This window comes from Actinomadura spongiicola (genome assembly GCF_003432485.1).
In the GTDB taxonomy this organism is placed as follows: Bacteria; Actinomycetota; Actinomycetes; order Streptosporangiales; family Streptosporangiaceae; genus Spirillospora; species Spirillospora spongiicola.
This window is the reverse complement of sequence record NZ_QVNQ01000010.1, coordinates 1-12,934: the sequence shown is the minus strand read 5'-3', so window position 1 is coordinate 12,934 and position 12,934 is coordinate 1. Positions and strand designations below refer to the sequence as shown.

The window sequence follows — 12,934 nt, the reverse complement described above, 5'->3', positions numbered from 1 at the left end:
CGGCGGCGGCCTCTCACCCCGACTACGACGCCGGTTGCCATCGCGGGACGTCGGGCATCAGCAGCGTGGAGTAGCCGCTGTCGGCGATACGGCGCACCCGGACCCGCCACGTCGCCAGGTTTGATCCGAGCGGAGCGACGACCCCGAATCGGAAGGGCCTGGGCCCACTGTCCGCCGTCGAATCGGTCATCGTTCCCGTCCTAGCCGGTGGTTGGGTTCCGCTCCCGCCATTCAGGCGATCGCATACTGCGGACGTCCGGCCGGCCGGAACACCTGGGTCGTCACACCCTTCGAGTCGACTCGCGAGTCGACCAGGGAAAGCGCGATGTCCGGGCCGCTGTCGGGGAACAGCCGCATGCCCTGGCCGACGACCACCGGGACGATGATCAGAGTCATCTCGTCGACGAGATCGTTCTCCAGCAGCCCGCGGATCAGGGTGCCGCTACCGTGCACCTGCAACTCACCCCCCGGCTTGGCCTTCAACTCGCCGATGGCCGCCATGGGGTCACCGGACAGAACGGTCGTGTTCGCCCAGCCCGGCGCGGTGAGCGTGCTCGACGCGACGTACTTCGGCGTGTCATGCAACGCCACGCCGATGGGGTGGGCGCGCATCTCTCCGATCGTCCCCCAGGAACCGGCGAACAGCTCGTAGGTCCGCCGACCGAACAGGAACGCGTCGGCGCGCCGGTAGGTCTCGGTGATCAACGCCCTGGTGTCGTCGTCACCCACCCCCATGGCCCAGCCGCGACGCTCGAACCCGTCGCCACGGTCCAGGTCGATCGGGCCGTTGCCCTGCATCACTCCGTCGACGGTGACCTGCGTCATGGTCGTCAGTTTCATGATCGCGCTCCTCCTCCGGGGACGTCCCGTATGGACGACCTCACCCCGACTACGAACGCGACCACCCCGATCCGACACCGCCGCCCGAAATTTCGTCGGAAACCTCTGGTCTGCCCGCCAAGCGCGCTAGTCCCCAAAAGACAACGGGCCCGTGAGTCACCGTCCGCATACGCCGCGTGTATCGCGATCCGCGAGCCCTGCCAGTACCGGCTGCGCTCTCAGCGCCAGCCGAGTTCCGGTGCCACGTGGGTCAGGATGTTCTCCAGGACGTGCGCGTTGTAGTCCACGCCGAGCTGGTTGGGAACCGTGAGCAGCAGCGTGTCGGCGGCCTGAATGGCCTCGTCGCCCGCGAGCTGCTCGACCAGAACGTCCGGCTCGGCCGCGTACGAGCGTCCGAAGATCGCCCTGGTCTTCTCGTCGATCATTCCGATCTGGTCACCCGAGTCGGCGTTCCGGCCGAAATAGGCGCGATCCAGATCGCTGGTCAGCGCGAAAATGCTGCGGCTGACCGACACGCGCGGCTCACGTTCGTGTCCGGCGTCCTTCCACGCCTGCCGGTACGCCTCGATCTGCTTGCGCTGCTGGACGTGCAACGGCTCGCCGGTCTCATCGTCCTTGAGCGTGGAGCTTTGCAGGTTCATGCCCAGCTTGGCCGCCCACACGCTGGTGGCGTTGGAACCCGAACCCCACCAGATGCGCTCGCGCAGCCCCTCGGAATGCGGCTCGACGCGCAGCAGGCCAGGCGGGTTGGGGAACATCGGCCGCGGATTCGGCTGCGCGAAGCCCCTGCCCCGCAGCACCGTGAGCAGTACCTCGGTGTGCTTCCGCGCCATGTCGGCATCGGTGTCGCCCTCGGACGGCTCGTACCCGAAGTACCGCCACCCGTCGATGACCTGTTCCGGTGACCCCCGGCTGATGCCCAGTTGCAGCCGCCCACCGGAGATCAGGTCGGCCGCCCCGGCGGTCTCGGCGAAGTACATCGGGTTCTCGTAACGCATATCGATCACGCCGGTGCCGATCTCGATGCGCGACGTCTTCGCGCCGATCGCCGACAGCAGCGGGAACGGCGAGGCCAACTGTCTCGCGAAGTGGTGCACCCGGAAGTAGGCGCCGTCGGCGCCGAGTTCCTCCGCGGCCACGGCGAGGTCGATCGACTGGAGCAGCGCGTCCGCCGCCGACCGCGTCCGCGAGCCCGCGCCGTCACTCCAGTGACCGAACGAAAGAAAGCCGATCCTCTTCACACCGGCGACAACCATCCCGCCGCCCACGAGATTCCAGCCCACCGACCGCTGGTAGTCGAGGGATCGGCCGGAGGCTGTTTGACCTCAACCGCGGTTGAGATCGCACGATGGCGCCCGGGACCCCAGTCGACCTTGGGGCGTGCCGACGACACCGTCGTCCGATCATTGTGCAGGACGTGTATGAGACTTGAGATGTTCGCCGATGTTCTGTGCCCTTGGTGCTACATCGGCAAGAGACGCCTGACCAGCGCACTGGCCGACCAGCCCGACCACGACGACGTCGACCTCGTGTGGCGCGCCTACGAACTGGCGCCGGACGAAGGCCGGACTCCCGGCCCGACCGCCGCCGAGGCCATGTCCGGCTGGTGGGGCGAGCAGGCTTCCGCCCGCATCGACCGCATCCGTTCGCTGGGAGCGGCGGAGGGACTGGAGCTGAACCTGCATCTGGCGCGCCCGGTGAACACCTTCGACGCCCACCGGTTGGTCAAACTGGCCGCCCAGCACGGCCAGGCGGACCAGATGATGGAACTGCTGCTGAACGCGTACCACACCGATGGCCTCAACGTGGCCGACGCGCACGTCCTCCAGGACCTCGGCGGCAAAGCCGGGCTGGACACCGACGAGGTGCGCGCCGTCCTCGACGGCGACGCCTACACCGACGACGTCCGCGCCGATCGACGCCGCGCGGCGGAGCACGGTGTCACCGGCGTACCCAGCCTGGTGATCGACGGCCGCCCGCCGGTCCCCGGCGTCCAGCCCGTCCCCGTCCTGCGGCGCCTGCTACGGCCCGCCACCGGCGGCTCCGACTCCTGACCGGCCATCCGGCCTCGTCCCCTCATGCGCACCACTTCTTCTGAAAGGAACGCACCCTGCGATGGACATCGGTATCGGGTTGCCCGGTCATGCCCGCTGGACCGACGGCACCGTCCTGGTGGAATGGGCCCGCCGCGCCGAAGCGCGCGGTTTCGCCACCCTCAGCGTCAGCGACCGCCTCGCCTGGTGGACGCCGGAGCCGCTGATCACGTTGGCCGCCGCGGCGGGCGCCACCTCGCGCATCCGGCTGATGACCAGCGTGCTTCTCGCACCTCTGCGCGCCAACCACGCCCTGTTCGCCAAGACCGTCGCCACGCTGGACCAGCTCGCCGGGCCCGGCCGCCTGCGCCTGGGACTCGCCCCGGGACTCCGGCAGGACGACTTCGAGCTGAGCGAGGTCGACTACGGCACGAGAGGCGCACAGTTCGACCGGCTCCTCGACCGCCTCGCGACGGCCACGACCGACGATGATCCCGTGGGCCCGCGTCCCGCCACCCCCGGCGGGCCCGCCCTCCTGTTCGGCGGTACCTCCAAGGCGACCCTGCGCCGCATCGCCGCACGGGGAACGGGCTGGATCGCCGGCGACGCGACCGTCGAAGGTGTGCAGGACTTCACCCCCCACCTGCGACAAGCCTGGGCGGACGCAGGAAGACCCGGCTCACCTCGCGTGGTGGCCTCGGTGATGTACGCGCTGGGCCCCGACGCCGAGCCCGCGATCTCCGACGCCATCGGCTCCTATTACGCCTTCGCCGGCAACGAATACGCCCACTATGGGATCTCCATCGCTTACACCCGTTCGGAACAGATCACCGCCGCGATCGCCGCCTTCGACCAGGCCGGCTGCGACGAGCTGATCTTCATGGGCAACGACCCCGATCCCGCCCAGGTGGACCTCCTGGCCAAGGCCATCGACCTCAACCGGTAACCCAGGCCGGGCCTCGACCACGTCCCATGCCCGTCATCAGAACGAGAAACGCCCCGAACACGATGCCGACGACACGTCGGGCATGCTCCGTTCCGCGCCCGCGGCCTCACGCGTTTCGCGACCGCATCCGGCCTTGGAGGCGTAGGCGGTACACCGTCCCCGACGCGCCTCCCGGGATATTTCACCCCGATCGAGACGACCGTTACTCGAGTCGTCAATTGGTTTTTCGGTTTTACAGCTACGTCCTAAAGGTGTTTTGGTGACCGGCGGCTCGGAGTGAGCTGCCGTGTCATATCGACCATGCGGTGTCAAGTGTTGATCGGCCGTTGCAGGCGGAGGATCCTTGACGGCAAAGGAAGGCCGCAAGATCAGAACACCGTTGTGGCGTCCAGGGCAATCCTCTACCGCCATTATGCCGGCCTTGCATGCCGCCATGTGACCGAGTTATGGCCCTCCTGTATCTAACGGTTCGGTGGTCCCACCCGGCTGCCATGTCAAAAAAGGTAAGTATGATGGTAAATCTCAAGCGATTGACCGCTCTGGTCGCTGCTCTCGCTGTGATGGCCGGTGTTCTCCAGGCTCCCTCCTCGGCCGCGCCGCGCGAACGGGAGTCCCTCGCCAATACGATCCTCATGGTCTGGAAGGGCGTCGCGGGGGACGAGCGGATCTGGTGGAGCAGGCTGAACGATGACGGCCGTGGCTGGACGGCCCCGCAGCCGATCCCCGGAGCCAACACCAGCGCCGGAGTGGCCCTCGCCGGCACCGGCGTGGACACCTTCACCATGACCTGGAAGGGCGTCCAGGGTGACCAGCGGATCTGGTTCAACCGCTACGCCAACGGAACATGGAGCACGCCTCAGCCGGTCGCCGGCGCGGCGAGCAGCTTCGGTCCCGGCTCGACGAATCTGGTCGCCACCTATCAAGCATGGAAAGGCGTGGACGGCGACCAGGACATCTGGTGGAACCGGCGACTGGAGGGGCAATGGTCCGCACCCCAGAGGATCCCGGGAGCCGCCACCAGTTTCGGACCGGCACTCGGAGGCAGGCAGTGGAGCCTGGGCAACTGGGAGCCCCTGATGCTCTGGAAGGGTGTCGAGGGAGATCAACGCCTGTGGTGGAACACCTACCAGGAAAGTAGCAACAGGTGGACCGCGCCCCAGGTCATGCCGGGCGGCAACTCCAGCGCGGGCACCGCACTCGGCATTTACAACGGTGATGTGCAGGCGGCTTGGAAGGGCGTGCAGGGGGACCAGCAGATCTGGTGGAGCAGGATGCTGTACGGCACCAGCTCATGGACCGCCCCCCAGCAGATACCCGGCGCCTCCAGCAGTGTCGGGCCCGCGCTGAGCCAACACGCCAACACCCTCTACATGGCCTGGAAGGGCGTCGAGGGCGACCAGCGGATCTGGTGGAACACCTTCAACGGCAGTTCGTGGAGCTCCCCGCAGCCGGTTCCGGGCGCGTCCACCAGCTTCCGGCCCGCCATCGGCGTCGGCTCCTGGCGCCCCGACCGCCACCAATGAGTACGGCCGGACGCTTCGGTGCCCGCCTGACGCCATGACGTGACGGGGAGCGACCGTACCCCGTGGGGCCGCTCCCCGTTTCCGAACTCCGGCGGTCTTCCCGGCCGCCGCGCCCCAAGGAGGCGATTCTCGTGCGCAAGACGAAACGGCTGCTACTCCTGATGGCGGTCTCCGCCTTGACCGTCGGCGGTGTGCAATTCGCGGCCTCGGCCGAAACACCGAAGCGAACCCCTCCCGCGGTCTCTTACGCGCTCTTCATGGTCTGGAAAGGTGTCAACGGGGACCAGCGAGTCTGGTGGAACAGGCTGAACGACGACGGTCTGTCCTGGACGGGCCCGCAGGCGGTTCCCGGCGCGAACTCCAGTGCCGGGGTTTCCCTGGTCGGCCAAACCAGAACCAAGTTCACCATGGTCTGGAAAGGCGTCGCCGGCGATGACCGAATCTGGATCAACACCTTCGACACCGGTTCCTGGACCAACCCGCAGCCATTGTCCGGAGCCGCGACGAGCGTCGGCCCAGGCGCCACCAACCTGGCGGGACCCTGGCTGGCCTGGAAAGGCGTGCAAGGCGACGAAGCCATTTACTGGACGCGACAGTCCGGCGGATGGCCGACGCCGCAGAAGGTTCCCGGAGCGTTCACCAGCTTCGCTCCCGCGCTGACGACCAGGCCGGTCGACCTCCGCACCCATCCCCTCATGACGTGGAAAGGCGTCTCGGGAGACCAACGGATCTGGTGGAACACCTTCAACACGAGCTCCGGACAATGGACCGGCCCCCAGGTGGTCCCCGGCGCCAACACCAGCGCCGGTACCGCCCTGACGAGCATCGGCGGCGACGTCTACGCGGCCTGGAAAGGCGTGGAAGGAGACGAGCGCATCTGGTGGAACAAGCTGCCACAGTTCTCCTCGACCTGGACCGCGCCGCAGGTCGTACCCGGTGCCAACACCAGCGTCGGCCCATCCCTGGCGAACCGTGACGGCCTCCTCTACATGACCTGGAAAGGCGTCGCCGGCGACGAACGGATCTGGTGGAGCCGACTGGAGGGCAACTCCTGGAGGGGCCCACAGGTCGTCCCGGGCGCCTCCACCAGCTTCCGCCCCGCCATAGACACCGCCCGCGTCGACTGACCGGGCACCGGTACACAACAGCGCCCCCGCCATCCGAACCCCGCACGGCGCAGAGCCGACCGAACCCGCCTCCATTAATAGCCCGACCGCGCGACCGCCGGTCAGCGGTCACGAGGAACAACAGGACGCGACATGGATCGCCTACGACGACGGCCCGGCTTGGCGCGCAACGACACCTGCCCAGGCTCGGCCACTGGGCGGCGGTGGCGCGGCTCATGGGGGTGGCGGCCCCGGGCAGGCCGCGACGAAAGTCCGTCTCGTCGCGGCCTGCGCCTTCCCGTTATCGCGGCAGTAGCAGCGGCGGCTGAGTAGATGGGTTATGGCGTGTTCAGGAGGTGGCGGTAGGACGGGAGTAGCCCGGCCTTGTGGATGATGGCGGCGCAGCCGGGGTTGTCAGCGCATGCCTGGTCTGGGGTGGCGGGGTTCAGTTTTGTGTTGTCGGCGAACTGTAGGTCGCGGGGCTCGCCGCATCCCTCTTCTGGGTTTTGTTCGTCGGCCGGGGGCCAGGCTCCCGGGTAGTCCTTGCGCTCCAGCCAGCTGGGGACGGCGTCGTCCCAGAAGTTGCCCCGGAATCGCACGTCCTGGACTGGCCGGTCACCCCATTCCTCGCTGCAGCCGCCGATAGAGGCCGCGTAGTCGTAGACGACGTTGCGGTCAACGGTCATCCACCTGGAACTGTCGTCGGTGTAGATGCCGACGTTCCAATCTGGGTTGAACTTGCTTTCGGTGACGGCGTTGCCGCTGATGACGGCTCCGTCCGCGTAAGAGGTGCCCTGCTCGCCCCGGAGGTAGATCCCGCCGCCGTCGGCCAGGAGCCGGTTGGTTCGGAAGACCCGGTTGTTGAGGATGCGGTTGCCGTGCATGATGCCGCGCAGATCCTCGCTGGGGCCGGACAGTATGCCGATGTACGGCACATCGTTGACCTGGTTGTGGGCGATGGTCGTCTGCTGGGTCGCGGTGTCCCAGATGGCGGACGACGCGCGGTAGTCGGCCCCGGTGCCGTGAATCCAGTTGTTGCTGATCCGGTTTCCGCGGTTGACACCTTTCATGTCGGGCGGGACGACGCCCATCAGGATGCCTCCGTCCGAGGTGTCGGTGATGACGTTGCCGTCCACGACGTTGGACGAACTGTTCTCCGAGAACTCCAGGGCCTGGGCGCCCAGATGGACGAACCGATTGCCTTGGATGCTGATGCGCTCCGCGGTTCGGAACGCGACGTTGCCCGGCACCGTCAGCGGCGTCATGTCGCCGTTCTTCGCCGGGCGCATGTACATGCTCCACGCGGCGGCGAATCCGGCCGGCTCGCTGGGCGCGAGCCAGGTGGCGTGCGCGAAGGTCAGTCCCCTGAACGCGACATCGTGCAAGGGACGTCCGGCCCGGCCCGTACCGCTGACGAGCGTCTGCAGGACGGGAGCGGTGACCTGGACGCGACTCATGTCCTCCCCGGCCCGCGGCCGATAAAGCAGCACATGCCGCCCAGGCCCCCCGGACCGGTCGAGATACCAGCTGCCGGGTTTGCTGGAAAAGCTCGGAGAGTTCTCCACCTCGAACCATTCCTGCGGTGTCTCCGGGCCGTACAGCTTCCGGAGCATGTCCCAGCAGGGTTGATCCATGGTGATCGTGGTCTGCTCGGCGTCTCCGGAGATCCCGGCCACGCCGCACCGTCCCTCGACATAGGCGTACCGATACACGAACTCGATATCGGCGGGATTGCGCCACGTCCTTGGGATGGGACTCGTGGTCGTGTAGCCGGACTTCGTCACCTTCAGTTTGCCCGCGAGCCCCGAGTTGCCGCGGACGAGGCGCGAGGCCCGCCTGTCGTTGACGTAAAGCTGGCGGAGGTCGAGTTCCCCGACGTCGGCCCGCCAGAATCCTTTCAGCGTCTCGTCGGGCCGCCAGCCGGTGATGCTGCGGCCACCGCTGACCGTCACCTTCTCCTGCCGGGACGTCCCGTACCCGTACGCCTGGTAGACCACCCGATGACCGTTGCGGCCCGAGTCGCCCGCCGCCTCCGTCAAGGCGAGCGGCGCCGCCAAACCGTACGTCCCGGCCCGGAAGTTCACCACGATGTCGGAGGCCATTTCCGCCGTCCGCTCCCGGACGGCCTTCTGCGCCCGCGCCGGTGTGGCGAAAGGCCGCTGAATGCTGCCCGGCCAGGTGTCCTTCCCCCACGGCGCGACGTACAACTGCTCAGGTCTCTCGCCTGCCCGCGCCGCCGCCGACGAGGGCATGACCGCAACCGGCACGCCGACCACCAGCACCGCCGCGACCGCACCCGCATGCCTTCTCTTGAACCCCACTCCGCCTCCCAATCGGACGAGCTTTCGTCCAACCATCACCGCGGGCGGGCAGGGCGCGCATCGGCTGATCGTCGATCGCGCAGCATCCTCCGGTATCAAGGCGCATCGCCTTCCGGAGCCAGGAACCCGCGACGATGGTCGAACTCACGCTGACGTGTTCCGGGACGACCGAGAGGACGTCACCGTCAAAGCCCCGGAACCGCAGTTGCCATCCGGCCTTGGACTGGTCAGAAACGTCAGCAGCGCCCCAGCACCAAACCGGAACGTCCTCCGATGCCGAAGGCCAGTCGGTTGATTCAGCGAGTGCCGTTAATGGGTGGATTGGAATCGCGGGGGCTTACCAGGCCGCTCTGATAAGCGAAAACGACGAGCTGAGCGCGGTCACGCGCGCCCAGCTTGGTCATCGCCCTGCTGACATGGGTCTTGGCCGTGGTGGGGCTGAGCACCATGGTCTCGGCTATCTCGTCATTGTTGAGTCCGTGGGCCACCAAGGCGACGACTTCACGTTCCCTGTTGGTCAGCGACTCCATTCCCACCGCGGACAGCACGTCCGGTGGCCGGGCCACGAACTCGCTGATCAGTCGGCGGGTGACGGCGGGAGACAGCAGCGCGTCCCCCCGCTCGGCCACCCGCAACGCCTGGATCAGCTCGGCGGGATGGGTGTCCTTGAGCAGGAAACCGCTGGCGCCGGCCCGCAGCGCGCGGAAGATGTACTCGTCCAGCCCATAGTTGGTGAGGATGACGACGCGGACGTCGGCCAGCCGCGGGTCGGCGACGATCTGCCGGGTCGCCTCGATGCCGTCGAGCACCGGCATCTGGATGTCGACCAGCGCGATGTCCGGGCGGTGCTCCACGGCCAGTGCGATCGCCTGCCGCCCGTCGGCGGCCTCGGCGACCACCTCGATGTCGTCCTCGGAGTCGAGGAGCGACCGGATCCCGCTGCGGATCAGCACCTGGTCGTCGGCGAGCAGGACACGGATCATGCCGCCGCCCGGATCGGCAGTTCGGCGCGTACCCGGAAGCCACCGTCCTTGCGCGGCCCGGCCTGGAGGCGGCCGCCGAGCGCGGTGGCCCGTTCGCGCATGCCGATCAGCCCCAGCCCCTGGCCCGCCGACGGACCGCTGCTCACCGCACCGTCGTTGTCGATTTGGACGACGAGTTCGTCCGACCCGTAGCGCACCTGAACCGTTGTGCTCGCCCCAGCGGCGTGCCGCGAGACATTGGTGAGCGCCTCCTGGACGATGCGGTACGCGGCCTGATCGACCTCGCGCGCCAGCCGGCATCGCGCACCGGTCACCGTCACGGTGACCTGCAACCCGGCCGTCCGCGCCCGCGTCACCAAACTCTCCAACTGGCCGAGGCCGCTACGCTCGCCGCCCTCGTCGGTGCGCAACACGCTGAGCGTGGCCCGCAGTTCCCTGGCGGCGTCCGCGCTGGCCTCCTGAATCGCCAGCAGCGCGGGCGGCGCCTCTTCCCCACGCTTGCCCGCCAGGTGCACCTCGACGCCGGCATGCACCTGAATCACCGAAATGCTGTGCGTGAGCGAATCGTGCAGTTCCCGTGCGATGCGCAACCGTTCCTCGACGGCCCTGCGCCTGGCGGCCTCGTCCTTGGTCCGCTCCGCCTCCTCGGCCCGCTGCTCCACCTCGCGCAGGTGCAGCAGCCACATGCGGGCGGCGACGAGCATGACGCCCGCGGAGATGAGCCATCCGGCCCCGTAGAGCCTCCGCAAGCCGCGATCGGTACGCATTCTCCGAGGATACGGGCCGGTCCCACAGGCGCGTCCTCCCGCCGGACCCATTGTCGCCTACTCCGGCAGTAGTACACGGACGGACGACTGACTCCCCGCTGAGCAGGAGAAAGACACGTCCTGTGCCCGACGACCGAAACCTGCGAGATCGGCAGCATCGTCCCCATGACACAGATATCGAGCAAACGTTCCTCAACAGCGCTGGACACGGTCGCGGAGGTGCTGAGGCCAGGGGACGAGGACTACCCCGAGTCCGCGGCGGTCCTGTTCGCCGACGGCACGCCCGACCTGGTGGTCCGTCCCCGCGACGCGGACGGGGTGGCGGCGGCGCTGCGCCACGCGGCCGACGCCGGAATGGCCGTGACGGTGCGGTCCGGCGGACACAGCATGGCGGGCCTGAGCACGAACACCAACGGAATGATCATCGATACGCGCCGGATCAACGGTGTGCGCCTGCTGGACCCGGTCTCCGGGCGGGTCCGCGTCGGTGCGGGCGCGACCTGGGGCGCGGTGGCCGCCGCGCTGCGCCCACACGGACTGGGACTGACCGCGGGAGACACCAAGCAGGTCGGTGTGGGCGGACTGACGCTGGGAGGCGGCATCGGCTGGATGGTACGCCGGCACGGGCTGGCCATCGACAGCCTGGCGGCGGTTCAGCTGGTCACCGCGGACGGCCGATTGATCGGAGCGGACGCCGTCGAGCACGCCGACCTGTTCTGGGCGCTGCGTGGCGGCGGCGGCAACTTCGGCGTCGCGGTCGGCTTCGACTTCATCGCCCAGCCGATCAGGTCCGTCCACTTCGGAACGATCAGCTACCACGCCGACGACCTGCCAGAACTCATCGCCGGCTGGCGCGACCTCATGCGCGCAGCCGACGAAAGACTGACCACGACGCTCAGCTTCATGCCGGCGATGCCGGGACACCCCGCAGGCGTCACGCTGACCTGCTGCTACGCCGGCTCGAACCACGACGAGGCGGAGCAGGCGTTGCGCCCATTCCGAGCCCTCGCCACAGTCACCTCCGACGACATCAGAACAATGCCCTACGCCGAGGTACTCGAGGACGCCGGCCCCCTTCCCCCCGGCCTGCGCATGGAGGTGCGCAACACCTTCTTCGACACACTCACCGACGCAAACATCACCGCCATCCACGAACTGTTCACCGCCGGCGGAGCGGCACTCTCACTACGCAGCCTGGGCGGCGCAGTGTCCCGCATCAGCGGAAACGCGACCGCCTTCGCCCACCGAGACGCCGAAGCCATGGTGGCCGCCGCCTTCCTCATCCCGGACGCCGCGCCGCCCGGCCTCCTGGACCAGGCGCTGCACCGCTGGTCACAGGTAAGCGCCCTCGGCTCAGGTGCCTACGTGGGCTTCCTCGGCTCAGCCGACCCCGCAGCCGTCGCGGCAGCCTACCCACCGGACACCCACCGGCGCCTGGCCGAAGTCAAACGCCGCTACGACCCCACCAACGTCTTCCACCGCACCCACAACATCCTCCCCGCCTAACCCCGAAGAAAGACACCGCTGCGGAAGTTGGACCGGAGCCGGCTCACCGTTCGAACACCGGGGCCGTCTTCGGAGCGGCTCCAACGATTTCGCCGTGGAAGCGCTACGGCAGGTTGTTAGCGAAGGTGGTTTCCTCGCTGCTACGAGGGGCCGGTTGTGTGTCCGTCCGCAGCCGGCGGGTCAGTCGCCCTGACCGGCGTGCGAGCCGCGGTCGTCTGGCCCGCGGGCGCGGTCGGACTTCCACACCTGCTGGCGTAGGGGCGGTGCGCGTCTTCAGCGTCCCACTCGGCCCGCGCCATCGAGCGTAAGTGTGGCTGTCGGGCTGCTGCCCGCTTCTCTCCAGGTCATCGGCTTTGGTAGCACGACCAGTACCGGACGCGTTCGAGCCCTGACTGGTCAGGAGCGACCAGTTCCCGCGATCCGCCGCACACTGGGCACGGCCCGGCAGGAAACGGCGCGTACACAGCTCAACCTGCAGGTCAATGGTGCTGTACTCGCGGCCCTTCTCGTCGCCGCCGACACCCGTAGTTCGGCTCCCGCAGTGGAATAGCGGTGGTCGGCGCCAGCGAAACTCGTCGGACGCAGCGCACCCTGGGCACCTGAACCGGTGTCGCTGTGGGCCGGTCACGGCAACCGTGCGCCGATGTCGCTGTCTGTTCCGTAGGCCAACGAACAAGAATCACACCTGTCCAATGCGTCCCTGAACTGCGGATGGAGCTTCGTACGTGCCTCCGGGTGCCATCCGAGGCAGAGCCGTCCAGGCCCGTAGTCAGCAAACGTGTTAGGGCCTGTTTAGTAAGTGATCTTGGTGATGGCTCGGAGCCAGATGTCGATCACGGCGATCTCGATGGTGGCCTGGTAGCGGACGGCGAGCTTGTCATACCGGGTCGCGACCGCACGGTGCTGCTT

General features: G+C 68.0%; 11 protein-coding genes. 5 read left to right on the top strand and 6 right to left on the bottom strand.

Annotated elements, in window-relative coordinates:
* Positions 1-22 precede the first annotated feature (22 nt).
* The 3 genes from D0T12_RS27615 to D0T12_RS27605 form a co-directional block, all read right to left on the bottom strand.
* On the bottom strand, positions 23-190 hold the full coding sequence (locus D0T12_RS27615) for a hypothetical protein (protein ID WP_199487745.1): 168 nt from the start codon (positions 188-190) through the stop codon (positions 23-25).
* Between the two features lie 41 nt (positions 191-231).
* The gene (locus D0T12_RS27610; RefSeq protein ID WP_117403043.1) at positions 232-840 is read right to left on the bottom strand and encodes a dihydrofolate reductase family protein; all 609 of its coding nucleotides are present in this window, start codon (positions 838-840) and stop codon (positions 232-234) included.
* A 218-nt stretch (positions 841-1,058) separates the two neighbouring features.
* A complete protein-coding gene (locus D0T12_RS27605) occupies positions 1,059-2,123 on the bottom strand; it encodes an LLM class flavin-dependent oxidoreductase (RefSeq protein WP_233526317.1) in 1,065 nt (354 codons plus the stop codon).
* 138 nt (positions 2,124-2,261) lie between these two features.
* Between D0T12_RS27605 and D0T12_RS27600 the strand changes: the two genes are divergently transcribed.
* From D0T12_RS27600 to D0T12_RS27585, 4 genes are all read left to right on the top strand, one after another.
* Complete coding sequence (locus tag D0T12_RS27600; protein ID WP_117403042.1) at positions 2,262-2,894, top strand: DsbA family oxidoreductase; 633 nt, start codon at positions 2,262-2,264, stop codon at positions 2,892-2,894.
* Positions 2,895-2,955: 61 nt separating this feature from the next.
* Complete coding sequence (locus D0T12_RS27595; protein ID WP_117403040.1) at positions 2,956-3,819, top strand: LLM class flavin-dependent oxidoreductase; 864 nt, start codon at positions 2,956-2,958, stop codon at positions 3,817-3,819.
* A gap of 560 nt (positions 3,820-4,379) precedes the next feature.
* Positions 4,380-5,342, top strand: a complete 963-nt coding sequence (locus D0T12_RS27590) for a hypothetical protein (RefSeq protein WP_117403038.1) — start codon at positions 4,380-4,382, stop codon at positions 5,340-5,342.
* Positions 5,343-5,473: 131 nt separating this feature from the next.
* On the top strand, positions 5,474-6,469 hold the full coding sequence (locus tag D0T12_RS27585) for a hypothetical protein (RefSeq protein WP_117403036.1): 996 nt from the start codon (positions 5,474-5,476) through the stop codon (positions 6,467-6,469).
* Between the two features lie 317 nt (positions 6,470-6,786).
* On the opposite strand, the gene D0T12_RS27580 is transcribed toward D0T12_RS27585, so the two are convergent.
* The 3 genes from D0T12_RS27580 to D0T12_RS27570 all read right to left on the bottom strand — a co-directional run bounded on the left by D0T12_RS27580 (position 6,787) and on the right by D0T12_RS27570 (position 10,519).
* Positions 6,787-8,769, bottom strand: coding sequence for a right-handed parallel beta-helix repeat-containing protein (locus D0T12_RS27580; protein ID WP_199487744.1), 1,983 nt, complete (start codon positions 8,767-8,769; stop codon positions 6,787-6,789).
* Positions 8,770-9,065: 296 nt separating this feature from the next.
* Positions 9,066-9,752 (bottom strand): response regulator, encoded by a 687-nt coding sequence (locus tag D0T12_RS27575; RefSeq protein WP_117403034.1) that lies wholly within the window; start codon positions 9,750-9,752, stop codon positions 9,066-9,068.
* A complete protein-coding gene (locus D0T12_RS27570; protein WP_233526316.1) occupies positions 9,749-10,519 on the bottom strand; it encodes a sensor histidine kinase in 771 nt (256 codons plus the stop codon). Before D0T12_RS27570 ends, D0T12_RS27575 begins: the two co-directional genes overlap by 4 nt.
* A 165-nt stretch (positions 10,520-10,684) precedes the next feature.
* Here D0T12_RS27570 and D0T12_RS27565 point away from each other — a divergent pair, with 165 nt between their 5' ends.
* Positions 10,685-12,025, top strand: a complete 1,341-nt coding sequence (locus tag D0T12_RS27565) for an FAD-binding oxidoreductase (RefSeq protein WP_117403475.1) — start codon at positions 10,685-10,687, stop codon at positions 12,023-12,025.
* Positions 12,026-12,934 lie beyond the last annotated feature (909 nt).